The sequence below is a fragment of the Streptomyces sp. NRRL F-5123 genome (genome assembly GCF_000721495.1).
In the GTDB taxonomy this organism is placed as follows: Bacteria; Actinomycetota; Actinomycetes; order Streptomycetales; family Streptomycetaceae; genus Actinacidiphila.
On sequence record NZ_JOHY01000004.1, the window covers coordinates 203,704 to 225,823 of the forward strand.

Genomic DNA, 22,120 nt, shown 5'->3' on the forward strand with positions numbered 1-22,120 from the left:
CTGGACAAGGCGGTACGGCCGATGACCCTGCACGCTTCGCTGGACGGCGGTCGGCTCGTGCTGACCGAGGGCCGGCTGACGCTCCGCGAGCAGCTTCCGCGGGACGCCGCGGAGCTGGCCGACGGCAAGCCCGCCGGGCTGACCTGGATCGACGGCGCCCCGGGCGAGGGCACGATAGGCGCGGCCTCGATGACGGTCGCGGCCGCGGTCGCCGGGCTCTACCGGCCCGGCTGGGGCGTCTTCGCGATCCAGCGCACCGCCGACGGCACCGCGCTGGGCGGGGCGGGCTTCCACGGCCCGCCGGACGCGGGCGCGGTCGAGATCGGCTACGACCTGTCCGCGTCCGGCCGCGGCGGAGGCTGGGCCACCGACGCGGCGCGGGCACTGTGCCGGTGGGCGCTGGGCCAGCCCGAGGTGGACCGGGTGCTGGCCACCACCGAGCCGGGCAACAGCGCGTCGCAGGCGGTGCTGGGCCGGGTCGGCTTCGTACGCGTCGCCGACCGGGGCGACCTGTGGGCGTACGAGCTGCGGGTGCTGCCCGCCTGACGGCCCGCCGGGTGCGACGCGGCTCAGCAGCCGCAGTCGTCCGCGCCGGCCGGCGCGGTCAGCGGGTCGGCGGCCCGCTGCTCGGCGCCCTCGGCGGTCTCGTAGCCGAAGCCCTCGCGGATCCAGTACTCGATGCCGCCCAGCATCTCCTTGACCTGGTAGCCCCGGGAGGCGAGGGCGTACGCGGCCCGGGTCGCGCCGTTGCAGCCGGGGCCCCAGCAGTGGACAACCACCGGGACCGCGCGGTCCAGGAACGCGTCGGCCAGCTGCGGGATCTGCGCGGTGGGCAGGTGGACGGCCCCGGGGACATGGCCCTGCTCCCACGCCTCGGTGCTGCGGGTGTCGACCAGGACGAAGCCGAGGTCCGCGCCCGTCGTGGCGGCGGTGGCGAGGGCCGCGGCGACGTCGGACACGTCGGTGTGGAAGGCGAGGCTCGCCGCGAAGTGGGCGGCGGCGTCCGCGGGGGCGGCCGGGGGGACGCGCAGGACGGGGTTCTCGCTGGTCACGGCGGGTGCGGGGGTGGCCTCTACGGCGGTTTCTACGCTCATGGCCGGAACTCTACGATCCGTGCGCGGGCCCGGGAAGTGCGGTTCCCCGGCGTCCGGGTTGATCGGCCGGGGATTCCCCTGATATTCGTCGGGCATGACCGCGTATTCCCTGGACGCCACGGACTGGAAGCTGCTGGAAGCCCTGCAGCGGGACGGCCGCGCCAGTTTCGCCGAGCTGGCCCGTACCGTCGCGATGTCGCCGAGCGCGGTGACCGAGCGGGTGCGGCGGCTGGAGGAGGCGGGGGTGATCACCGGCTACTCGGCGGTCATCGACCCCGAGCGGATCGGGCTGCCGATCCTGGCGCTGGTGCGGCTGCGCTATCCGCACGGCAACTACAAGCCCTTCCACGACCTGCTGGCCGGCACCCCGGAGGTGCTGGAGGCGCACCACGTCACGGGGGACGACTGCTTCGTGATGAAGGTCGCGGCCCGCTCGATGCGGCATCTGGAGGAGACGGCCGGCCGGCTCTCCGGGCTGGGCGCCGTCACCACGAGCGTCGTCTACTCCTCACCGCTGGAACGCCGCCCGCTCGTGCTGTGACACGTTCCCCGACCCGTGCTGCCGGCGGCGGACGGGCGCTCAGGCGGTGCGCTGGTGCAGGGTGGAGCCGTCGCGGCCCTTGCTGACGCGCAGCCGCGCCGGGATGCGGTCGCGCAGGTCGGCTACATGGCTGACGATGCCGACCGCGCGGTCCCGCTCGCGCAGCCCGTCCAGCACGTCCAGGACCTCGTCGAGTGCCTGCTCGTCGAGGCTGCCGAAGCCCTCGTCGATGAAGAGGGTGTCCAGCCGCATGCCCCCCGCCTCGTCGGTGACCACGTCGGCCAGGCCGAGCGCGAGGGCGAGGGAGGCGTAGAAGGTCTCGCCGCCGGACAGCGTGGACGTGTCCCGCTCGGTGCCGGTCCAGGCGTCGACCACGACGAGGCCGAGCCCCGACTTGGCCCGCCCGCCGCCCCGCGCGTCGCTGTGCACGAGGGTGTAGCGCCCGCCGGACATCCGCTGGAGCCGCACCCCGGCCGCCGCGGCGACCTGTTCGAGCCGCGCGGCCAGCACGTACGTCTCCAGCTCCATCCGGAAGCGGTTCTCCGCGGAGGTGGCGGAGACCAGGTCCGACAGCCGGGCGAGCCGCTCGTACGCGGTACGGGCCGGCGCCAGCTCCCGCACGAACGCCGCGGCCTCCAGCCCCAGCCGGTCGAGCTCCGCGCACCGCGTGGCGGCCGCGGACTCCTCGGCCGCCGCCCGCCGCAACCGCTGCCCGGCAGCCTCCAGTTCGGCCTCCGCGGCGGCGGGATCGGCGCTCTCCGGCGCCACCCCCGCGGCCGCGTCGAGGGCCTGTGCGGCGGCCTCGACGGCGGCTCGCGCCGCGGCCTCCTCGCGGTCCCAGGCTTCGGCCCGGCCCTCGGCCGCCCGCAGACGCGAGGGCGGGAGGAGCGTGGCAGCGGCTTCGGCGGCGTCGCGGAAGCCGGCGCGGGCGGCGGCCTCGGCGAGCGCGGACTGCGCCTCGGCGAGGCGCTCTTCGCTGTCGGCGCGGTCGCGGGCGGCGTGGGCCGCGCGGTCGAGGAGAGCGACGGCTGCGGACAGCCGCTCGCGACGGGCGGCGACGCTCGGGTACCCCGCCCGGGCCCTGGCGACCTCGCCGCTCAACCGCTCGTACTGCTCGTCCAGTTCCTCGCGCCGGGAGGTGCGGGCGGCGGCCCGGCGCTGGGCCTCCTGCTGCTGGGCGGTGCGGCGGTCGCGCTCCTCCTCGGCGCGGGCGAGGGCCGCCCGGGCCTCGGGGACGCCGGCCGCGGCCCGTACGGCGGCGGCGTGCGCGGCCGCCGCTTCCCCGTGCAGGGCGGCGAGTTCGGCGTACGGGGCGGGTCCGGCGGCCGCGGTGGCCGCCTCCAGGGCCGCGCCCAGCCGGGCGGCGGCCTCGCGGGCCGTGTCGTACGCGGCGGTACGGCGCTGGAAGCGGGCGTACGCCGCGTCCTCGTCGGCGCGCGTGACGTGGCGGCCGACGGGGCGTGCGGGCGCGGGGTGCTCGGCGGAGCCGCAGACACGGCAGGGCTCGCCCTCGCTGAGGCCGGCGGCGAGTTCGGCGGCGATGCCGGAGATGCGGCTCTCCCGGAGGTCCTGCCAGGCCTCACGGGCGTCGGCGGCGTGGTCGCGGGCCGCGCGGGCGGCCTGCTCCGCGGTGTCCAGTTCGGCGGCGAGCGTGTCCCGGCGGGCGGCGGCGTCCCTGCGCTGCCGGGCCGCGGCCAGCTCGGCGGCAAGGGCGGCGGCGCGGGCCGCGGCCTCCTGGCCCGCGTCGAGCCCGGCCTGGAGGACCGCCCGCTCCCTCGGCCACCCGGCGAGCCACCCGTCGGCGTCCCGTACGGCTTCCTCGTCGTCCCGCTCCTCGCGCTCCAGCATCTGCCGCCGGGCCGCGACGTCCCGCATCCGCGCCTCCGCCTCCGCGGCCGCGCCGAGCCCGCCCAGCACCTCGCGCAGCTCCCCCGCGCGCCGCTCCAGCACGTCCGCCCGCAGCCCCTCGCGGCTTCCGGCCCCGCCCTGCGGGGTGCCGCCCGCCTCCTCCCGCGCGCCCGGCACGCCGCCGCGCCCGCGCGCGAAGTCCGCGCCGGAGGGGCCCCCGGCACCCGCGGCGCCTGTTCCGTCCCCGTCGCCCGGCGCGTCCTCCCCGCCCGGCCGCACCGGCACCCCGACCCCGGCCCCGTACCGGCGGCCGTCCGCCCCGCCCGGCGCTTCTCCCGCACCCGCGGCGCCTGTTCCGTCCCCGTCACCCGGCGCGTCCTCCCCGCCCGGCCGCACCGGCGCCCCGGCGGCGCCCGGCCCACCCGGCACCTCCCCGCCCCCCGGCCTTTCCTCCCCACCGGACCGCCCCAGCCGCCGGGCAGCCCCCGCCCCACCGGTCCCGGCCGCGTACCGCGCGCCCACCCGCCCGCGGGTGTCCCCGGCCCCGCCCGGCGGCTGGGGCGGCACGGCAAGGGCCAGGTCTCCCGCGGCTGACAGGGCTAGGGCCGCCGTGTGCTCCGCCGCGAGGGCCTCCGCGTGCTGGGCGGCGGCCTTGTCGCGGCGGGTGAGGGCGGGGTCGACCGTGGTCGCGCGCCGTGCGCGGGTCAGGGCGGCGCGGGCGGCGGCCCGCGCGGGCGCCTCGGCGGCGAGCGCGGCGGCGTGGCGCAGGGCCTGCTCGTGGCGCTGCCGGAGCGCGTACCGCTCGCGGGCCTCCCGTGCCGCGGCCGCGGCCTCGGCGTGGACGGCCTCGGCGCGGGCGAGGGCGGCGCGCGCGATGTCGTGCCGCTCACGGGCGGTGCACCGCAGCAGCGCGGCGTCGGCGAGCAGCCCGAACCCGCCCTCCGACCCCGACTCCGCCTCCGGCCCCGGCTCCCCGGCGGCCTGCCGCATGCGGGCGGCCACGTCCGCGATGCGCCGGTCGCCGTCGGCGAGGCGTCCGGCCGCCGCCAGCTTGTCGTCGCGCAGCCGGTGCTCGACGGAGCGGAAGCGCCGCGTGTCGAAGAGCCGCCCGAGCAGCGCGGCCCGCTCGGTCGCGCCGGCCCGCAGGAAGGTCGCGAACTCGCCCTGCGGCAGCAGCACCACCTGGCAGAACTGCTCGCAGCTCATCCCCACGAGCTGCCGGATCTCCTCGCCCGCCTCCTGGTGGGACTTGGACAGCGCCCGCCACTCCCCCGCGATGTGCTCGCGCAGCAGCGTGACGGCCCGCTCGGTGGTCGTGCCGCTGCCGCGCTTCTTGGCGCGGGGCTGCTCGGGGCGCCGGGTGATCTCCAGCCGCCGGCCGCCGAGCGTGAGGTCGAGGACCACCTCGGTGGGCGTGCCCGGTGCGGCGTGGTCGCTGCGCAGCCGGGTGGCGGGCCTGTCGCCGGGCACCTGCCCGTACAGCGCGAAGCAGACCGCGTCGAGGACGGAGGTCTTGCCGCCGCCGGTGGGGCCGTGCAGAAGGAAGAGCCCGGCGGCGGACAGCGCGTCGAAGTCGACGGACTGCTCGGCGGCGAAGGGGCCGAAGGCGGTGAGGGTGAGCCGGTGCAGTCGCATCAGTCGCGCTCCGCGGCGGTGGCGGCGGCGCGCACCGCGTCGAGGGCGTCGCGCAGCAGCCCGCTCTCGTGGGCGTCGGGGTCGCTGCCGCGTACGTGGCGGACGAAGTCCTCGGCGATCTGCCGGTCGTCGCGCCCGGCGAGGCGGCCGGCGTAGGAGGCGGCGCCGTCGCCGGGCCGCTCGTCGGGCTCGAAGCCGAGGCTGAGGATGTGGGGGAAGCGCTCGGCGAGCGCGGCCATCGGCTCGTAGGGGCGTACGGGGTCGGTGAGGACGGCCTCGACCCAGGAGCCGGTGTGCGCGTCGTGCGCGGGGTCGGCCAGCAGGTCGTCGAGCCGGCCGCGGAGCCGCGCGAGGGGCCGCGGCACGGGGGTGTCGGCGCGCCGGGCGTCGACCGTGCCGTCCGCCGCGAGGTCGACGAGCCACATGCTCTTGCGGTGGTGCTCCTCGGAGAAGGAGTAGGCGAGCGGCGAGCCGCTGTAGCGGATGCGGTCGGCGACGGTCTGGCAGCCGTGCAGGTGGCCGAGCGCGGTGTAGTCGAAGCCGGCGAAGAGCACGGCGGGCACCGAGGCGACACCGCCGGTGCTGATGTCGCGCTCGCTGTCGCTGGGCGCGGCGCCGGTGACGAAGGCGTGGGCGAGCACGACGCTGCGGGTGCCGGGCGGCCGGGTGGCGAGGTCGGCGCGGATGCGGTCGGCGGCGGCGCCGAGCACGGACGGGTGGTCGGCGCGCTCGGCGCCCAGGGTGTCGCGGACGAGGGCGGGTTCGAGGTAGGGGATGCCGTAGACGGCGACCTCGCCGTGCGCGTCGCGCAGCACGACGGGACGGTCGCAGGCGGCGGGGTCGGTGCGCAGGTGGACGCCGGAGCGGCCGAGCAGCCCGGCACCGACGCCGAGGCGGCGGGCGGAGTCGTGGTTGCCGGAGATCATCACCGTGGGCACGCCGCAGTCGGCGAGGGCGTGCAGCACCGAGTCGTACAGCTCGACGGCGGACAGCGGCGGGACGGCGCGGTCGTAGACGTCACCCGCGACGAGCACGGCGTCCACGTCCTCCTCGCGGACGACGGTCACGAGGTGGTCGAGGAAGGCCCGCTGGGCGTCCAGCAGGCTCACCCGGTGGAAGGACCGGCCCAGATGCCAGTCCGACGTGTGCAGCAGCCTCACCGGTCCGCCTCGCCGTGCACGCTCACCCTCGCCGTTCCTCGCCCTCCGCCGGTACCCCGCGGTGATCAATGGATTCTAGGCCGTCGGCGGCGGCGCCCGGGCGGGGCCCGCGATACGCGCCCGGGGGCACCCGCACGCGTCCCGGCCGGGCGCCCCCGCCCGCCGATCGCAAGTTTTCGTCGGACGATTCGAAAACTGCCGCGTCGAATGTTTCGACAGCGCATCGCACATTCGGCGCGAACCACCCCAGTCAGCAGCGCTCCTGGCACTCCGCGCTCCGATGTCCCGTCCACACTGCGGAGGATGGCCGCCGGCGGGCCCGCCCGGTCCCGCGGTCCGTGCGGGCCGCGATTCCTGCTGGCCATTGACCGGTTGCGAGGGGACGCCTACAGTCCATAAGGATTCGCATTCATGATGAGCGTTCATATGTGTGGACAATGAGAGGCATCAATGCTCGACGGCGTGCTCTTCTTCCCGGTGACACCGTTCACCCCAGAAGATTCGGTCGACCTTCCGATTCTTTCGGAACACGTGCGGCGGGGGGTCGACGCCGGGGCCGGCGGTGTGTTCGTCGCGTGCGGCACGGGTGAATTCCACGCCCTCGAACCGCGGGAGTACGCCGACGTGGTCCGCACCGCGGTCGCGGCGGCCGGCGGCCGGGTTCCGGTCTACGCCGGAGCGGGCGGCTCGCTGCCGCTGGCCCGCGCCTTCGCGCGCGCTGCTGCCGAGGCGGGCGCGGACGGGCTTCTGCTGATGCCCCCGTACATGGTGCAGGCCCCCGCGGCCGGCCTGGTCGCGTACGTGACGCAGGTGACGGCGGCCACCGACCTGCCCGTCATCGTCTACCAGCGCGGCGGAGCCCGGTTCGACGTCGCCTCGGCCGTCGAGGTGGCGCGGCTGCCGAAGGTCGTGGGCTTCAAGGACGGCCTGGGCGACCTCGACCAGCTCTCCCGGATCGTCACCGCGGTCCGCACGGACGCCGTCGCGGGCGCCAAGGACTTCCGGTTCTTCAACGGCATGCCCACCGCGGAGGGCACCGTGCCCGCCTACCGCGGCATCGGCATCGACCTGTACTCCTCGGCGGTCTTCTGCTTCGCCCCGGAGATCTCGCTGGCCTTCCACCGGGCCGTGACCACCGGCGACGACAAGACGGTGCAGAAGCTGCTGGCCGGCTTCTTCCACCCGCTGATCGCGCTGCGCGAGCGCACCCCCGGCTACGCGGTCTCGCTGGTCAAGGCGGCGGTACGGCTCGGCGGCCTGGACGTCGGCGGGGTGCGGCCGCCGCTGATCGACCCCGCGCCCGAGGATCTCGCCGAACTCGCCCGGATCGTCGAGGCGGGCCGGGCCCTCGTCACGGCGGAGGCGGCCCGGTGAGCGGCGGCATCAAGATCACCGGCGTCGACATCACCCCGGTCGCCTTCCGCGACCCGGCCCTGCTCAACGCCGTCGGCGTGCACGAGCCGTACGCGCTGCGGGCGATCGTCGAGGTCCACACCGACCAGGGCATCACCGGCCTCGGCGAGACGTACGCCGACGAGGGCCACCTGCGGCGGCTGCACACCGCCGTCGACGTCATCACCGGCATGGACGTGTACGCCCTCGGCGGCATGCACCGGCGGATCTCCGAGGCGCTGGCCGGCGACATCGGCTCCGACGGCCACGGCCTGACCGGCATGATCACCAGCAGCAGCACCGCCGACCGGGTCTTCGCGCCCTTCGAGGTGGCCTGCCTGGACATCCAGGGCAAGGCGGCCGGGCTGCCGGTCAGCGACCTGCTGGGCGGTGCGGTGCGCTCGTCGGTGCCCTTCAGCGCCTACCTCTTCTACAAGTGGGCCGGCCACCCGGACGCGGAGCCCGACGCGTGGGGCGAGGCGCTCGACCCGGACGGCATCGTCGCCCAGGCGCGGAAGATGACCGAGGAGTACGGCTTCGGCGCGATCAAGCTCAAGGGCGGGGTCATGCCGCCCGAGGAGGAGATCGAGGCGATCCGGGCGCTGCACAAGGCCTTCCCCGGCGTGCCGCTGCGGCTCGACCCGAACGCCGCCTGGACCGTGGACACCTCGGTGCGGGTCGCGCAGGAGCTGGACGGCATCCTCGAATACCTGGAGGACCCGACCCCCGGCCAGAAGGCCATGGCCGAGGTCGCCCGGCAGGCGCCGATGCCGCTGGCCACCAACATGTGCGTGGTGGCCTTCGACGAGCTGTCGTCCGCGGTGGCCCGCGACTCCGTGCAGGTCGTGCTGTCCGACCACCACTACTGGGGCGGCATGCAGCGCTCCCTGCTGCTGGCCGGCATCTGCCGCACCTTCAGCCTGGGCCTGTCCATGCACTCGAACTCGCACCTGGGCATCAGCCTGGCCGCGATGACCCACCTGGCGGCGGTCACGCCCAACCTCACCTACGCGTGCGACACCCACTGGCCGTGGAAGACCGAGGAGATCGTCGTCCCCGGCGCGCTGGAGTTCTCCGGCGGCTCGGTGCAGGTGCCGCGCACCCCGGGGCTCGGCGTCGAACTGGACCGCGACGCGCTGGCCCGGCTGCACGAGCAGTACGTGCGCTGCGGGCTGCGCAACCGCGACGACACCGGCTACATGCAGCGCATCGACCCCTCGTACGAGAAGAAGTCACCGCGCTGGTGACCGCTGGACGCTGGCGCTGTGACCGGGAGGGTTCACCGGCTTGCGACGCCCGGCACGGCACGGCACCTCGCTGCGTTGCCGCATCGACCGAGTAGGCCCACTACGAGGCCGATCCGGCGCCCTGCGACGCACCGCACCGGACGCCGCAAGCTACCGGCAAACCCTCCCGGTCACAGCACTAGCCGACGTCGACGTAGGCGCTGCCGCCCGCCTCGCAGGTGGCGGCGCCTGCCGTGACGTCGGCCAGCCAGGACGCGAACGCGGGCACGTCGCCCTCCGGGACGCCGACGGTGAAGGTCACCGCGGCGCCGTAGGCGACGTCCCGCAGCGCGTGGCCGGCCGCGCGCAGGTCGTTCTCCAGCCGCCCGGCCCGCGCGTGGTCCACGACGGCGGTCAGCAGCACGAGTCGGCGCCGCTCGAGGGTGCCGATCTCGTCCAGCGCCGCCGACACCGCCCCGCCGTACGCCCGGGCCAGGCCGCCGGCGCCGAGCTGGATCCCGCCGTAGTAGCGGGTGACGACGGCGACGGTGTCGCGGACCTCGCGGCCCAGCAGCACCTGGAGCATGGGGGTGCCGGCCGTCCCGCCGGGCTCGCCGTCGTCGCTCGCCCGGTGCAGCCGCCCGTCGGGACCGATGACGTACGCGAAGCAGTTGTGCGTGGCCGCCGGGTGCGCCTTGCGCACCGCGCGGATCACCGCCTGCGCGGCCTCCTCGTCTGCGGCGGGGGCCAGCGTGCACAGGAACCGCGAGCGCTTGATCTCGCTCTCGTGCACGCCCGCGCGCGCCACCGTCAGGTAGGAGTCCGCCACCGGTCCAGACTAGGGGGTGGTCCGCGGCCCCCCGCAGGGCGGCCCGGCGGGGAATGGCCCCGCCCTCTCCCGGGTTGACCAGGGCGTACGGGCTTCGGGCGACGACGAGTGCGACAGACGACGGAGGACGGCGTGTACGGCGACACCGCGACGGTACGGCGGATCCTGAAGGACAGCGGGGACACCTGGGCGGTGGTGGGCCTGTCGAACAACACCGCGCGCGCCGCGTACGGCGTCGCGGAGGTGCTGCGGCGCTTCGGCAAGCGCGTCGTCCCGGTCCATCCGAAGGCGGAGGCCGTGGCGGGCGAGCAGGGCTACGCCTCGCTCGCCGACGTCCCCTTCCCGGTGGACGTCGTGGACGTCTTCGTCAACTCCGCCCTGGCCGGGCAGGTCGCCGACGAGGCGGTCGGCATCGGTGCGAAGGCGGTGTGGTTCCAGCTCGGGGTGGTGGACGAGGCCGCCTACGACCGCACGCGGGCGGCGGGGGTCGAGATGGTCATGGACCGCTGCCCTGCGATCGAGATCCCGCAGCTGGCCTGACGGCCGGCGACGGCTGGGGGAGCCGCTCAGATGCCGAGGCCGTCGAGCACGACCGCGTTCGGCAGATCGGCCAGCAGCTTGCCGGGCACGATGAGCTTGCCGCGGCGGGCGCCGCTGCCGATGAGCACCCACGGGGTGTCCAGCACCGCCGGGTCGATCAGCAGCGGCCAGTCCGCGGGCAGCCCGACCGGGGTGATGCCGCCGTACTCCATGCCGGTCTCGCCGGTGGCGGTCTCCGTCGCCGCGAAGGACGCCTTGCGGGCGCCCAGGTGCCGCCGCACCGGGCCGTTGACGTCGACCCGGGTGGCGGACAGCACCACGCACGCCGCGAGCGTGACCTCCTGGCCGCGCTTGCCCGCGACGACCACGCAGTTGGCCGACGCCTCCAGCAGCCCCTCGCCGTAGGTGGCGGCGAAGACGGCGGTGTCGGCCTTCTCCGGGTCGCTGTCGACGTGCAGCATCTCGGCGGTGACGGCCGCCGCGACCGGCGGCGGCAGCAGCTCGCGGCGGTCGGTGGCGGGACGGGCGTCGTCGAAGTCTCCGATGGGGGCGCGCATGCCGCGAATCTAGCAAAGGACGCGGCCCGCCCGCTCAGGCCGGCTGCTGGAACTCGTCCGCCTCCGGGCGCAGTTGCCCGTCCGTTTCGCCGGGCGCTTCCGCGAGCGGCACCCCGGGGGCCGGCGTGCGCAGCGGGGGCTGCCAGGCCCCGGTGCCGGCGTCCCAGCGCCGTACGACACGGGCCGGCGCGCCCGCGACGACCGCGTGGTCCGGGATCTCGCCGCGGACGACGGAGCCCGCCGCGACGACGACGTTCCGGCCGAGCTTCGCGCCCGGGAGGATCACGCAGTTGGCGCCGAGCCAGCTTCCGGCGCCGATCTCGACGGGGGCGGTGCGCGGCCACTGCTCGCCGACCGGCCGGGTGACGTCGTCGTAGGAGTGGTTGATGCTGGTCAGGTAGACGTTGGGGCCGCAGTAGACCTTGTCGCCGATCGTGATGGGGGCGAGCGCCACCACGTGGCTGTCGCGGCCGAGCACTACGCCGTCGCCGAGCCGCAGCACGGGGCCGGGGCCGTAGTCGGGCGGGGGGTGACCCGCGGGCGCGGCCTCGGGGGGCATCAGGCCGACGGTGAGGGTGACCTGCTCGCCGATGATGCAGTAGTCGCCGAGGTGGATCCAGTGCTCCCCGAAGACCGTGCCCTGCGGGTGCGCGAGCCGGGTGCCGGGCCCGATGCGGCCGAAGCGCAGCGGACCGGGGCGCTCGGCGGTGACGGCCGCGATCTCGTGGGCCCAGCGCCAGGCGCGGTGCGCGAGCCGCGACACCGCACGCCGCCGCCATGCCGCGAGCCCGCCGCCGCCGGGAGCGGTGGGGCCGGGCCCGGGTTCGGCCGCGGGCGTCTTCGCGTCGGCGTCGGCGTTCGCGTTCGCCTTCGCGGAAAAGAACACGTTCTCGTTCCTGGGCACGCAGCCACCGTATACGGTGCCGGGGAGGATCGGCGGACGGCATGAGGGTGTGGGCGGATGGCGGAGCGGGCGGACGGACAGGGGCAGAGGGGCGGGGCACTGGTCGCGGGCATTCTCGGCGTGCGGCCGCGGATCGACCCCGGGGCGTACACGGCGCCGACCTCCGTGGTGCTCGGGCGCGTGACACTGGGCGCCGGGGCGAGCGTCTGGTACCACGCGGTGCTGCGCGGCGACTGCGAGTCGATCGCCGTCGGGGCCGGGTCCAACGTCCAGGACAACTGCTCGGTGCACGCCGACCCGGGCTTCCCCGTGGTGGTGGGTGAGAACGTCTCCGTGGGGCACAACGCGGTGCTGCACGGCTGCACGGTCGAGGACGGGGTGCTGATCGGGATGGGCGCGACCGTGCTGAACGGCGCCCGCATCGGTGCCGGTTCCCTGGTGGCCGCTCAGGCGCTGGTACCGCAGGGGATGCAGGTCCCGCCGGGCTCGCTGGTCGCCGGGGTGCCCGCGCGGGTGCGGCGGGAGCTGACCGAGGAGGAGCGGGCGGGGGTCCGGCTCAACGCCGAGCACTACGTGGCGCTCGCCGGGGTGCACCGGGACGCCGTCGGGGACGGGCGGGACTGAGCGGGAGAGGGTGGAGCGGCGGGACTGGGCGGGAGGGGCGCCGGGCCCGCGCTACTCGCCGGGCGCCGCCGCGACCTCGACCTCGTCAACGGGCACGGTTTCCATCTCCGCCTGCACCTTCGCCGCGCGCCGCTTGACCAGGACGAGCGAGCCGATGCCGAAGAGCACCGCGATGCCCAGTCCGATGTAGCCGAAGCGCTTGAGCCAGGGCTCGGCGACCTGGCCCACGTAGTAGATGACGGCGGTGATGCCGCCCGCCCACACGATGCCACCCAGCGCGTTGGCGACCAGGAAGCGGCCGTAGGGCATCTTGAGCACGCCCGCGAGCGGCCCGGCGAAGATCCGCAGCAGGGCGACGAAGCGGCCGAAGAAGACCGCCCACATGCCCCAGCGCTGGAAGGACCGCTCGGCGGTGGCCACGTGGCCCGGTGAGAAGTGCGAGGGGAAGCGTCTGCCGAGCCGTTCGAGCAGCGGCTTGCCGCCCTTGCGGCCGATCGCGTAGCCGATCGAGTCGCCGCCGACCGCTCCGACGATGGCGCAGGCGCCGACCAGCCAGGGGTTGGCGTTGCCCTGCGACGACATCAGCGCGGCGGTCATCAGCACGATCTCGCCCGGCAGCGGGATGCCCAGGCTCTCCAGGCCGACCACCAGACCCACCATCAGGTAGACGGCCACCGGCGGGATGCCGTCGAGCCAGTCCTGCACGTGCACAGGAGGTCCCTCCCCACGACGACGGTCGAACGTGCGCTCCCGGCGCACTCCCAGGAAGCCTAACCGACCGGGCGGGCGAACCGGCCCGGGCCGCCGTGCGTTCCGGCCGGTCAGCTCGGGTCGGCCCGGCCCGGCGGGATCCGGTGCGGGCGCTGGGCGGCCGGGGCGCAGGGCTCGGCGGTCGGAACACAGGGCTCAGCTGTTGGGGCGCAGCGTCCAGACGATCGTCATGTGCGAGGTCTCGGCGCCGTCCTCGCGGCGCACCGACACCTCGACGGGGAATTCCGGCCGGGCGCCCGCGTCCAGTTCCGCGACGACCTCGGCGGCGGGGCGGCCGAGCACCGCGGTGGCCGTCAGCGGGCCGCGCGCGAGCTTGGTCCAGCCGATCTCGGCGCGCACCGGGAGCGGTACGGCCCGGCCCAGCTGGTCCGCGAACGCGCCGATCACGACGGCCCCGCTCGCGGACTCGGCGAGGGTGAACATCGCGCCGGCGTGCGGGCCGGCGACGTGGTTGTGGTACTCGGGGTCGTCGGGGAGCGCGAGCACCGCGCGCTCCGCGGTGGTCTCCAGGTACTCCAGCCGGAGCGTGCGGACCATCGGCACGGTGGCCGTGAGGAATTCGCCTATGGAAGCCGGCGTCGGCAAGGTCTCGGACATGCCCGGACGTTACCAGCCAGTAGGACGATCCGGCGTGGAACCGTCACGCCCTCTCCCCTAGTGTTTCCAGCCATGTGGCCAGGAGACCAGCAGGCCGGGGGACAATCCGGCGGAGAGCAGTACCCGGCGGGCAATTCCCCGCAGCAACCCCAGGGGCCGTACGGTCAGCCGCCGAATCCGTACGCGCAGCCCGGCTACCAGCAGCCGGGTTACCCGCAGTCCGGTCAGCAGCCTCCGGTGCAGCCGCCCGGGCCGCCCGTACAGCCCGGGCAGCCGCCGTACCCGCCGACCCAGCCGTACGGCACCCCGTCGCCGTACGCCCAGCCCGGCTACCAGCAGACGGGGCAGCAGCCCGGGTACTCCGCGCCGGGCCAGCCCGGTCCGATCGGCTACCCGACGCCGCAGCCCTTCCCGGGCGGGCCCGGGGGCGGGCAGCCGCCGGGCCGCAGCAGGACCACGATCGGGATAGCCATCGGCGCCGCCCTCGCGGTGATCGCAGCCGTCGTGGTGACCGTCGTGCTCGTCGGCAAGGACGACGGCAAGAAGACGGACGCGCACGACAGCACCTCCCCCAGCGTCTCCGCGAGCACCGCCACGACCACCGCCACGCCGACGCCCACCGCGACCGGCACCATGGAGGCCGGGGGCGGTGACGACGACGAGGACAATCCGCGCGGCCCCGCGGGCTCCACCGACGTGCAGCCGGTCATCGCCGGCTGGAAGGTCGTCAAGCGCGGCGAGCGCAACTCCGCCTTCGACGTGCCGCCGGGCTGGACGGTGGGCAGCGAGTCCATGAGTATCGGCTACGGGGACGACGCCGGAGATCCGCAGGTCGTCGCCGGCGCCCCCGCGTACTACATGGAAGACACCTGCAAGGACGGCAAGATCACCGCCAGCAACGCCATCGCGGGCACCAAGGGCGGCGCCGGCGCCGCGAGCCTGCAGGCCGCCGCCGAGAACGAGGCCAGGGCCTGGGCGAAGTACGCCTTCCAGGAGAACGACAAGGGCACCGTCTCCCCGGCCCTCAACAGCAAGGCCTTCCACAACTCCCACGGCATCACCGGCTGGCAGGCGCAGGCCACGACGACGAACGTGCCCAAGGCCAACAAGTGCTCGTCGAACGGCATCGCCTATGCCGTCGCGTGGCTGGACCCCGCGCAGAAGACCCCGACCCCGGTCGTCTGGGTGCTGTGGGCCAGGACCGGCGTCTCCGGGCAGCTCGCGCAGTCGGTGGTCGACCAGATCATGTCCACGATCCGGCCGATCAAGCAGTGAGCCCGCCGCCCGTTCGCGCGGGCGTGCGGCTGAGCTGCTCGGCGGCGGCCGCCCGCGCCGACGGTGCGCCGTCCGGTAAACCGTTTGGCAGGACGCCCGGGGTGCGGCGATAGTCCCCTGATGACTGCAGACGACCGGGGCGGCCGCCTCGGCCTCCCGCCCTGGGCGGGACGCGACTTCCGGCTCCTGGTGGGCGCCTCCTTCATCACCGGCGCGGGCAACGCGGGCGCCACGATCGCTGCGGCCTTCGCGGTCATCGAGTCGGGCGGCGGCGCCACGGACGTGGGCGTCGTCGCCGCGGCCCGCACGCTCGCGATGGTCGTGCTGCTGCTGGTCGGCGGCGCGCTCGCCGACCGGCTGCCGCGGCAGCACGTGATGGCCGTCGCCAACCTCGTCAACGCGGCCTCGCAGGCGCTCTTCGCCGCCCTGGTCCTGACCGGCCACCCCGCGCTGTGGCAGATGGCCGCGCTGACCGCCGTCGGCGGCGGGGCGCACGCGTTCTTCGCGCCCGCCGCCCAGGGCCTGGTGCTGGCCACCGTCGAGGCCCGGCACGCGGGCCCGGCCATCTCCGTCTACCGGCTGTCCACCAACGCCGCCGCGGTCGGCGGCGCGGCGCTGGGCGGCGCGCTGGTCGCGGCGGTCGGCGCCGGATGGGTGCTCGCCGCCGACGCCGCGGGCTTCGTGGTCGCGGCAGTGCTGCGCGCCCGCATCGACAGCGGTGGCGCCGCCCGGGTGCCGCGCACCGGCGGGGTGCTCGGCGAGCTGCGCGAGGGCTGGCGCGAGGTCGTCACCCGGCCTTGGCTGTGGGGCATCGTCGTGCAGTTCTCCGTCGTCAACGGCATGGTCACGGCGGTCGAATCGGTCTACGGCCCGCTGGTCTCCCGCGACCACCTCGGCGGCGCGGGGCCCTGGGGCCTGGCGCTGGCCGCCGGCGGGCTCGGGACGGCGTGCGGGGCGGTGCTGATGATGCGCTGGAAACCGCGCCGGGTGCTGCTCGTCGGCACCCTGTGCGTCTTCCCGCTCGCGCTGCCGGGCGCCGCGCTCGCCCTGCTGCTCCCCGCGTGGACGCTGGCGCTGGTGATGTTCGCGGGCGGCGTCGCGATCGAGGTCTTCGCGGTCGGCTGGATGCTGGCGATGCACCAGGAGATCCCGGAGGACCTGATGTCGCGGGTCGCCGCGTACGACTGGCTGGGCTCGGTCGCCATGACCCCGCTCGCGGTGGCCGCGGCCGGCCCCGCGGCGTCCGCGTTCGGCCTGCGGCCGGCGCTGTGGGGATCGTCCGCGCTCGTCGTGCTGCTGACGGCGCTGGTGCTGCTGCTCCGCGACGTCCGCACCCTGCGGCTGGCGCCGCGGCACCCGTCGCCGTCGCCGGTCCCCGCCCCGGCGCGGGAGGCGGCGTAGGGCGGCGGCCGGGTGCGTCCGCGTACCGGCGTCAGCCGACGGTGAAGGCGCCTTCCGGGGGCGGCGGGGAGGGGCGCGCGCAGACGTCGGTCACGGGGGCCGCGCCGGCGGTCAGCCGGGTCAGGCCGGGGCCGTGGACGACGCGCGCGGGGAAGGCGTCGGCGGCGCACAGCCGGGTCAGCTCGGCGACGGGCAGCGGGCGGCGGCTCGCCGCGAGGACGGCGTTGCCGTAGCGCCTGCCGCGCAGCACCGCGGGCTCCGCCAGCACGCACACGTCGCCGCCGTCCGGAGCGGACTCCGCGAGCGCGGCCCGTACGGTGGCCAGTTGGGAGCGCAGGAAGGCGAAGGGCGCCGCGTCGGCGAGGTTGGCGACGTAGAGGCCGCCCGGGCGCAGGACACGCAGCGCGTCCCGTACGAACTCCACCGACGTCAGGGCGGCGGGCACGGTGGAGCCGCCGAAGACGTCGGCCACGACGAGGTCGGCCGTACCGGACCCGGCGGCGGCGGTCCACGCGCGGGCGTCGGCGGTGTGCACGGCCGGCGCGGGCTCGGGCAGCGGCAGCACCTCCGCGACGAGGGCGGCGAGCCGCCCGTCCGCCTCCACGACCTGCTGCCGCACCCCGGGCCGGGTGCGGGCGAGCCAGCGCGGCAGCGTCATCGCGCCGCCGCCGAGGTGCACCGCGTCCAGCGGCTCCGCGCCGGGGAAGGCGGCGTCGACGGCGTACGCGATCCGGCGCACGTACTCGAATTCGAGGTGGGCGGGGTCGTCGAGGTCCACGTAGGACTGCGGGGCGCCGTCGACGGTGAGCAGCCAGGCGCGGTCGCGGTCGATGTCCGGGAGCAGTCGGGCGGTGCCGAAGTCGGTCTCCCGCATCACGGGCGCGGTGTCGGGGCCCGGCCTGCCCGGGTCCTCGTGGTGATCCATCGGGCCATTGTCGCGCGGACGGCGAGGGGGGTACGCCGTCGGTGCGGGGGCCGGTGGCCGGCACGGGCCGGCCGCCCGAGCGGCGGGGCTCGTCGGCGGCGCGGGCCGGGCCGCCCGTGCGGGAGTACGCCACCGGCGCGGACGGCCGGGGACCGGAATTGTGTCCTGCAGCCGGCACGGGCCGCCGGTGGCCGGCACGGGGCCGGCCGCCCGAACGGCGGGGCCCGTCGGCGGCGCGGGCCGGGCCGCCCGTGCGGGAGTACGCCACCGGCGCGGACGGCCGGGGACCGGAATTGTGTCCTGCAGCCGGCACGGGCCGCCGGTCGGGACCTCGCCGAGGTCGATGTCGCCGACCACGTCCGCGGTGCGGATGTAGAACTGCGGCCGGTAGCCGGAGGTGACCGGGGTGTGCCGGCCGCCCTCCGCCGCGGGCACGATGTAGACGCGCGCGGTGAAGCGGCGGTGCGGGCTGACGCTGCCCGGCGCCGCGACGACGTCGCCGCGCCGCACCTGCCCGCGCTGCACCCCGCGCAGCAGCAGCGCCACGTTGTCGCCGGCCTGCGCGGAGTCCATCGGCTTGCCGAAGGTCTCCAGCCCGGTGACGACGCCGGTGAGCGGCTCCCCCGCGGCCGAGTGCAGCTCGACGCGGTGGCCGGGAGCGACCGTGCCGCGCTCGACCGCGCCGGTCACGACGGTGCCTCGCCCGGTGATGGTCAGCACGTTCTCGACCGACAGCAGGAACGGCGCGTCGGTGTACCGCACCGGCACGGGCACGTACGCGTCGACCGCGTCCAGCAGCTCGCCGATCGCGGCCGTCCAGCGCGGGTCGCCCTCGAGCGCGCGCAGCCCCGACACCCGGACCACCGGCACCTCGTCGCCCGGGAAGCCGTGGGCGCCCAGCAGCTCGCGCACCTCCAGCTCGACCAGGTCGGTCAGCTCCGGGTCCCCCGCGTCGGCCTTGTTGAGCGCGACGACGATGTACCGGACACCGATCTGCCGGGCCAGCAGCACGTGCTCGGCGGTCTGCGGCATGACGCCGTCGAGCGCCGAGACGACCAGGATCGCGCCGTCCAGCTGGGCCGCGCCGGTGATCATGTTCTTGACGTAGTCCGCGTGGCCGGGCATGTCGACGTGCGCGTAGTGCCGGCCCGCCGTCTCGTACTCGACGTGCGCGATGCTGATGGTGATGCCGCGGGCCGCCTCCTCCGGCGCCCGGTCGATCCTGTCGAACGGCACGAAGGTGCCGGTGCCGCGGTCGGCCAGGACCTTGGTGAGGGCCGCGGTGAGGGTGGTCTTGCCGTGGTCGACGTGGCCCATCGTGCCGATGTTGAGGTGCGGCTTGGTGCGCACGTACGCCTGCTTGGACATGACGGTGTCTCCTCCTGGGACGCCGGGTGAGTCGGGAACCCCTGGCCGGGCCGACCCTCCCCGTGCGGGGTCCCACCGGACGTCGGTCCGGGGAGGGTCAGCGTCGGGCGCCGTCGAAGGATGCGTTCGCGTTCCGGCCGGCCGGGGCGGCGTTCGCGCCCGGGGCGGAGCAGGCAGCCTTCGACGCCGCGACCGCTGCCGCGGTGGCGTCTGCGAGGAAGGCGAGCCGGAACATGTCCCGATCATGGCCTGCGGCCCCGTCCGGCGTCGAAGGGTTTTCGCCGCCGTCCCCCTACCGCCGGCGCCCCGTCAGCGGCGGCGCCCCTCCTCCCACTCCCGCACGGGGATCCGGGCGATCTCCAGCACCTCCCCGAGGGTGCCCCACTCGTCCCTGCCCATCCGCGTGAGCGGCCGCAGCCGCTGGACGTCCGGATGCCCCTCCACCAGCACCGCCTCGGACACCGCCGCGTGCACGACCCGCCCGAACACCACGGTGGAGTCCCCCAGCCGTACGGTGCTGTGCAGCTCGCACTCCAGCGCCACCGGCGAGGCCGCCACCCGCGGCGGCTTCACCCGCGCACTCGGCTCCCGCGCGATCCCCACCTCGTCGAACTCGCTGACCCCGTGCGGGAAATCCGTCCCGCTGGCGTTGATCTCCTCGAAGAGGTGCTCGGGCGCGAGATTGACCACGAACTCCCCCGTCTCCTCGACGTTCCGCAACGAGTCCTTCCGCCCGACGGAGGTGAACTGCACGACGGGCGGATCGACGCAGGCGACGGTGAAGAAGCTGTGCGGGGCGAGGTTGTCCGTCCCCGCCGCCGACGTGGTGGACACCCAGGCGATGGGCCTGGGCACCACGGTCGCCGTGAGGAGCCTGTAGAACGCGTTCCGGGATGGGCCGCGGCGTCACCCTCAACCTCTTCGACCAGCTGTCCTCCTACCACCCCAAGCGCCCCGCCGCGTACCTGCGGATCTCCTCGGACCGTTTCGGCCTGGAAGCGGGCGTCGACCGCCAGCACGAGGACGCCGAGGACACCCGACGCCACCTGCGATGGGGTCCCTTCGCGCGCGTCTACCGGGAGAACGACACCTCGGCCTTCAAGAAGGGCAAGATCGTCCGTCCTGACGGGTCCATCGACTGGGTGGTCATCCGCCCCAAGTTCCGCCGACTGCTCGCGGACCTCGCGTCCGGGGTGATCGACGGGGTGATCTTCTACGACCTCGACCGCCTGGTACGGCAGCCGCGGGACCTGGAAGACCTGATCGACATCGTCGAGTACGTCCAGCGGCCCGCGGTCGGCGCCACCGGCGGCCCGATGAACCTGATCAACGACAACGACCGCCACATGGCCCGCATGATGTGCGTGATGGCGCTGAAGTCCTCCGAGGACTCCTCACGCCGCGTCGCGCGTATGCACCTGGCGGCCGCCCAGCAGGGCAAGATCCAGGGCCGCATCGCCTACGGCTGGATCCGCACCGGCCCGGACAAGGGCAAGATCCTCGAGCCCGAAGCAGCCGTCGTCCGCGAAATCTTCGCCGCCTGCCTGTTCGGCCAGACCGCGTACAGCATCGCCACCGACCTCAACCGGGGCGGCATCCCGTCACCCACCGGGCGCTCCTGGTCCTCGACCATGGTCAACAAGATCCTCCGCAACCCCCGCTACGCCGGCATGGTCTCCTACGACGGCAAACACCGCGTCGACCCGACGCCGGACTGGGACGACTGGTCGCGCGTCCTGTTCGACGACGACAGCCACCCACTCCTGGGCAGCTGGGAACGCGTCATCGACCCCCGGCAGTGGTCCCAGGTCCAGTTCGAACTCCAACTACGCCGGCAGAAGGCAGGCATCGCCCCGGGTTCCCATCTCCCGGCCGTGTCGGCGAAGTACCTGCTGTCCGGCATCCTGCGCTGCGGCAAATGCCAGCGCGGCCTGGTCGGCCACTACTCCAGGAAGGAGAACCGCCGCAACTACCGCTGCCCGCCCTCGGCGCACGGCGGCTGCGGCGGCACGTGCATCAGCGCGGAACCGGTGGAAGAGGCAGTCCAGGAAGCCATGACCGTCTACTTCACCCGGCTCCTCACCACCGCAGAATTGGCCGGCACACCCGCCGCCCGACAGGAGGAAACAGCCGAGCTGCAAGCCGCACTGAACAGCGACATGCAACGCAAACGGGACTTCGTCAAACGGTGGAGCACGGGAACCCTGGTCGAAGTGGGACTGACGGAAGACGACTTCTTCCAGCTCGTCGGGACACTGAACCGCAAGATCTCCTCGCTCCAGGCGACGCTCGCCGCCCGCGACCCCGCGAACGGGGCCGCCGACCGCGTCACCGACGCAACGGGCTGGAGCCAGGGCACGGTCAGCCAGCGCCGCGTGCTGATGCGACGCTACCTCGACGGAGTACAGGTGCTGCCGCCCGTCACCGGAACGGGGGGCAATCCCACCCAGCGCATACGCCAACGCCTCCACCCGGCATGGAAGACCGCCGAGGAACTCGCCGCCTGACAGCGGGGGTGGCCCCGAGGCCCGACGGGGTCACCTCACCTCACGACGCAAGACGGAAGAGAGCCCTCCGTAGACGAGCCACCTCGTCCTGCCCAGGGACGGGAGCTCCGCGGAGAAAACTCTCGACCCAATCCCCCGGCAGACCTTCCCTCACAGCCGCTTCCTCCACACACCCTTCCGCCCCACCACCACATATCGCCGTGGCGTCTTCCGCCGTCTTCCCAGGTTCCACAGCCGTCTCCTCGCTCGGGCTCGCGAACGGAAGGGTCTTCCGCACAGCGGGATTTGCCCAAACCCTGATCCCTCGGTAAGGCTGGCACCAGCATGAAGGTCAAGCACAAGGAGACCGCCCGCGGCGGCCTCGCGGTCAACGTCGTCGAGTGCTGACGCGTAGCCGCTGACCTGCGGTTCCCCGTCTTTCAGCTCTGTCGGAGCCTTCCGGGCTTGTACGGCGGAAAGTCCCCCGGAAGTCTCTCCGACAGAGCTGAAAGGCCCTGAAAAGGCCCTGGCCCGCCGGCACTCATCCGCTGCCCAGCGAGGGGTAGTGAACCGTTCCGGGTTCGATGGAGGCTCTGATGTGCCCCGGGTCTGGTGGAGTCACCTTGCAGCAGGAGAACCGGCGCCTGCGCGAGGTCCGCCGGGGCTCGTCATGGTCGGCCCCTCACCGGGCAGCCGGGACCGACCGGGGCGTTCGCGGTGGATCTTGCCGTAGGGCGGGGGCCGGTCCCGAACGGCACTTGGAGCCCGCCCCCGGCCGGGCGTACTTCGTTCAGCAGCGAGCGTCAGGGGCGGCAGGGTCCGTGCGGCGGTGCAGCAGCCGGCCTTGTCGTCACCGGCGCTGAGGCGCTCTACGCCGACATGGGACACTTTGGCCGCCGGTCGATCACCCGTGCCTGGGTCTTCCTCGTCTTCCCCGCCTGCGTGCT

The 22,120-nt window shown here is 74.9% G+C and carries 21 protein-coding genes and 1 pseudogene; 10 read left to right on the forward strand and 12 right to left on the reverse strand.

Features of this window, described 5'->3' with window-relative positions; translation table 11 throughout:
• The first annotated feature begins 21 nt into the window (after window positions 1-21).
• The gene (locus tag IH54_RS0105985) at window positions 22-546 is read left to right on the forward strand and encodes a GNAT family N-acetyltransferase (RefSeq protein ID WP_031513510.1); all 525 of its coding nucleotides are present in this window, start codon (window positions 22-24) and stop codon (window positions 544-546) included.
• A gap of 23 nt (window positions 547-569) precedes the next feature.
• Here IH54_RS0105985 and IH54_RS0105990 read toward each other — a convergent pair whose 3' ends face one another.
• Window positions 570-1,094 carry a rhodanese-like domain-containing protein gene (locus tag IH54_RS0105990; RefSeq protein ID WP_043179903.1) on the reverse strand — a complete coding sequence of 175 codons (525 nt, stop codon included), beginning with the start codon at window positions 1,092-1,094 and terminating at the stop codon, window positions 570-572.
• A 94-nt stretch (window positions 1,095-1,188) separates the two neighbouring features.
• Between IH54_RS0105990 and IH54_RS0105995 the strand changes: the two genes are divergently transcribed.
• Window positions 1,189-1,635, forward strand: coding sequence for an Lrp/AsnC family transcriptional regulator (locus tag IH54_RS0105995; RefSeq protein WP_031513514.1), 447 nt, complete (start codon window positions 1,189-1,191; stop codon window positions 1,633-1,635).
• 39 nt (window positions 1,636-1,674) lie between these two features.
• Here IH54_RS0105995 and IH54_RS0106000 read toward each other — a convergent pair whose 3' ends face one another.
• Together IH54_RS0106000 and IH54_RS0106005 are read right to left on the reverse strand one after the other, a co-directional pair.
• Entirely contained in the window at window positions 1,675-5,118 is a 3,444-nt protein-coding gene (locus tag IH54_RS0106000; RefSeq protein WP_031513516.1) for an AAA family ATPase, read from the reverse strand.
• Entirely contained in the window at window positions 5,118-6,278 is a 1,161-nt protein-coding gene (locus tag IH54_RS0106005) for an exonuclease SbcCD subunit D (RefSeq protein ID WP_031513518.1), read from the reverse strand. The genes IH54_RS0106000 and IH54_RS0106005 overlap by 1 nt, the downstream gene beginning before the upstream one ends.
• Before the next feature lie 450 nt (window positions 6,279-6,728).
• On the opposite strand from IH54_RS0106005, the gene IH54_RS0106010 reads away from it, so the two are divergent.
• A complete protein-coding gene (locus tag IH54_RS0106010; RefSeq protein WP_031513520.1) occupies window positions 6,729-7,652 on the forward strand; it encodes a 5-dehydro-4-deoxyglucarate dehydratase in 924 nt (307 codons plus the stop codon).
• Complete coding sequence (locus IH54_RS0106015; RefSeq protein WP_031513522.1) at window positions 7,649-8,917, forward strand: glucarate dehydratase family protein; 1,269 nt, start codon at window positions 7,649-7,651, stop codon at window positions 8,915-8,917. Before IH54_RS0106010 ends, IH54_RS0106015 begins: the two co-directional genes overlap by 4 nt.
• Window positions 8,918-9,095: 178 nt before the next feature.
• Here IH54_RS0106015 and IH54_RS0106020 read toward each other — a convergent pair whose 3' ends face one another.
• Window positions 9,096-9,725, reverse strand: a complete 630-nt coding sequence (locus IH54_RS0106020; RefSeq protein ID WP_031513524.1) for a YigZ family protein — start codon at window positions 9,723-9,725, stop codon at window positions 9,096-9,098.
• Window positions 9,726-9,857: 132 nt separating this feature from the next.
• Between IH54_RS0106020 and IH54_RS0106025 the strand changes: the two genes are divergently transcribed.
• Window positions 9,858-10,265 (forward strand): CoA-binding protein, encoded by a 408-nt coding sequence (locus IH54_RS0106025; RefSeq protein ID WP_031513526.1) that lies wholly within the window; start codon window positions 9,858-9,860, stop codon window positions 10,263-10,265.
• A gap of 26 nt (window positions 10,266-10,291) precedes the next feature.
• On the opposite strand, the gene IH54_RS0106030 is transcribed toward IH54_RS0106025, so the two are convergent.
• Together IH54_RS0106030 and IH54_RS0106035 are read right to left on the reverse strand one after the other, a co-directional pair.
• Window positions 10,292-10,822, reverse strand: a complete 531-nt coding sequence (locus IH54_RS0106030; protein ID WP_031513527.1) for a YbaK/EbsC family protein — start codon at window positions 10,820-10,822, stop codon at window positions 10,292-10,294.
• 34 nt (window positions 10,823-10,856) lie between these two features.
• On the reverse strand, window positions 10,857-11,585 hold the full coding sequence (locus IH54_RS0106035; protein ID WP_052397130.1) for an acyltransferase: 729 nt from the start codon (window positions 11,583-11,585) through the stop codon (window positions 10,857-10,859).
• A gap of 198 nt (window positions 11,586-11,783) precedes the next feature.
• Between IH54_RS0106035 and IH54_RS0106040 the strand changes: the two genes are divergently transcribed.
• Window positions 11,784-12,350 (forward strand): gamma carbonic anhydrase family protein, encoded by a 567-nt coding sequence (locus IH54_RS0106040; protein ID WP_052397116.1) that lies wholly within the window; start codon window positions 11,784-11,786, stop codon window positions 12,348-12,350.
• Between the two features lie 51 nt (window positions 12,351-12,401).
• Here IH54_RS0106040 and IH54_RS0106045 read toward each other — a convergent pair whose 3' ends face one another.
• Window positions 12,402-13,061 (reverse strand): DedA family protein, encoded by a 660-nt coding sequence (locus IH54_RS0106045; RefSeq protein WP_052397117.1) that lies wholly within the window; start codon window positions 13,059-13,061, stop codon window positions 12,402-12,404.
• Between the two features lie 195 nt (window positions 13,062-13,256).
• Complete coding sequence (locus IH54_RS0106050; RefSeq protein ID WP_031513535.1) at window positions 13,257-13,718, reverse strand: DUF4442 domain-containing protein; 462 nt, start codon at window positions 13,716-13,718, stop codon at window positions 13,257-13,259.
• Between the two features lie 72 nt (window positions 13,719-13,790).
• On the opposite strand from IH54_RS0106050, the gene IH54_RS0106055 reads away from it, so the two are divergent.
• Window positions 13,791-14,993: a hypothetical protein gene (locus tag IH54_RS0106055; protein ID WP_063762227.1), complete on the forward strand. Its 1,203-nt coding sequence runs from the start codon at window positions 13,791-13,793 to the stop codon at window positions 14,991-14,993.
• Between the two features lie 120 nt (window positions 14,994-15,113).
• Window positions 15,114-16,394 (forward strand): MFS transporter, encoded by a 1,281-nt coding sequence (locus tag IH54_RS0106060; protein ID WP_043179908.1) that lies wholly within the window; start codon window positions 15,114-15,116, stop codon window positions 16,392-16,394.
• Window positions 16,395-16,425: 31 nt separating this feature from the next.
• Here the strand turns inward: IH54_RS0106060 and IH54_RS46600 are convergent, their stop codons facing one another.
• From IH54_RS46600 to IH54_RS0106075, 4 genes and pseudogenes are all read right to left on the reverse strand, one after another.
• The gene (locus tag IH54_RS46600; protein WP_324607746.1) at window positions 16,426-17,319 is read right to left on the reverse strand and encodes a fused MFS/spermidine synthase; all 894 of its coding nucleotides are present in this window, start codon (window positions 17,317-17,319) and stop codon (window positions 16,426-16,428) included.
• A 312-nt stretch (window positions 17,320-17,631) separates the two neighbouring features.
• Window positions 17,632-18,687: pseudogene (locus IH54_RS46605) on the reverse strand (elongation factor Tu); the annotation flags it as partial.
• A gap of 97 nt (window positions 18,688-18,784) precedes the next feature.
• Window positions 18,785-18,922 (reverse strand): hypothetical protein, encoded by a 138-nt coding sequence (locus IH54_RS45325; protein WP_159011677.1) that lies wholly within the window; start codon window positions 18,920-18,922, stop codon window positions 18,785-18,787.
• A 74-nt stretch (window positions 18,923-18,996) separates the two neighbouring features.
• Window positions 18,997-19,542: a flavin reductase family protein gene (locus IH54_RS0106075; protein WP_234343379.1), complete on the reverse strand. Its 546-nt coding sequence runs from the start codon at window positions 19,540-19,542 to the stop codon at window positions 18,997-18,999.
• Between the two features lie 38 nt (window positions 19,543-19,580).
• Between IH54_RS0106075 and IH54_RS41400 the strand changes: the two genes are divergently transcribed.
• Entirely contained in the window at window positions 19,581-21,194 is a 1,614-nt protein-coding gene (locus tag IH54_RS41400; protein ID WP_052397120.1) for a recombinase family protein, read from the forward strand.
• Between the two features lie 696 nt (window positions 21,195-21,890).
• Window positions 21,891-22,120: KUP/HAK/KT family potassium transporter (locus IH54_RS47580; protein ID WP_267965169.1), on the forward strand; the 230-nt coding region annotated here is incomplete at its 3' end.

Bases quoted from the DNA above. Each gene is read 5' to 3' on its own strand.
- IH54_RS0105985 (WP_031513510.1), top strand. From the start codon at position 22: ATGACCCTGCACGCTTCGCTGGACGGCGGTCGGCTCGTGCTGACCGAG.
- IH54_RS0105990 (WP_043179903.1), bottom strand. From the start codon at position 1,094: ATGAGCGTAGAAACCGCCGTAGAGGCCACCCCCGCACCCGCCGTGACC.
- IH54_RS0105995 (WP_031513514.1), top strand. From the start codon at position 1,189: ATGACCGCGTATTCCCTGGACGCCACGGACTGGAAGCTGCTGGAAGCC.
- IH54_RS0106000 (WP_031513516.1), bottom strand. From the start codon at position 5,118: ATGCGACTGCACCGGCTCACCCTCACCGCCTTCGGCCCCTTCGCCGCC.
- IH54_RS0106010 (WP_031513520.1), top strand. From the start codon at position 6,729: ATGCTCGACGGCGTGCTCTTCTTCCCGGTGACACCGTTCACCCCAGAA.
- IH54_RS0106030 (WP_031513527.1), bottom strand. From the start codon at position 10,822: ATGCGCGCCCCCATCGGAGACTTCGACGACGCCCGTCCCGCCACCGAC.
- IH54_RS0106040 (WP_052397116.1), top strand. From the start codon at position 11,784: ATGGCGGAGCGGGCGGACGGACAGGGGCAGAGGGGCGGGGCACTGGTC.
- IH54_RS0106050 (WP_031513535.1), bottom strand. From the start codon at position 13,718: ATGTCCGAGACCTTGCCGACGCCGGCTTCCATAGGCGAATTCCTCACG.
- IH54_RS0106055 (WP_063762227.1), top strand. From the start codon at position 13,791: ATGTGGCCAGGAGACCAGCAGGCCGGGGGACAATCCGGCGGAGAGCAG.
- IH54_RS0106060 (WP_043179908.1), top strand. From the start codon at position 15,114: ATGACTGCAGACGACCGGGGCGGCCGCCTCGGCCTCCCGCCCTGGGCG.
- IH54_RS46600 (WP_324607746.1), bottom strand. From the start codon at position 17,319: ATGGATCACCACGAGGACCCGGGCAGGCCGGGCCCCGACACCGCGCCC.
- IH54_RS45325 (WP_159011677.1), bottom strand. From the start codon at position 18,922: ATGTTCCGGCTCGCCTTCCTCGCAGACGCCACCGCGGCAGCGGTCGCG.
- IH54_RS41400 (WP_052397120.1), top strand. From the start codon at position 19,581: ATGGGCCGCGGCGTCACCCTCAACCTCTTCGACCAGCTGTCCTCCTAC.